Source organism: Parendozoicomonas verongulae, assembly GCF_009711465.1.
GTDB lineage: Bacteria > Pseudomonadota > Gammaproteobacteria > Pseudomonadales > Endozoicomonadaceae > Sansalvadorimonas > Sansalvadorimonas verongulae.
Window position 1 is genome coordinate 1 of the sequence record NZ_SMME01000119.1, and the last position, 270, is coordinate 270.

At 51.5% G+C, this 270-nt stretch carries 1 protein-coding gene; it reads right to left on the reverse strand.

Going from position 1 to position 270, the window contains the following annotated elements:
• Nucleotides 1–248 (reverse strand): hypothetical protein (locus tag E1189_RS00140; RefSeq protein ID WP_155158140.1); only part of this gene is annotated, 248 nt, incomplete at its 3' end.
• Nucleotides 249–270: the final 22 nt, after the last annotated feature.

A 270-nucleotide genomic window follows, 5' to 3' on the forward strand; every position in this document is an offset into this window, starting at 1 on the left:
ATTGCTTTGCGCCAGTGCCTGGGTTCCAGTTTATCGGAACCCTCATGGGACTGTGCCTGCTGCGCGGCGACAATCAGGTTATCTACCCCTCCATGAGCCAGAACGGGTAATGCTCCCGTTATTTGGGTGATGTTTCTTGGGATATTGTCATAGATCTCATAGATTTTATTCACCGCTGTTTCGGGGATTTTATCCCGGTCTATACCATGCCGGCGGGCTGCTAAACACCACATATCGGCTTCAGGCAACGGCTCTGCTGACTGAATAGCC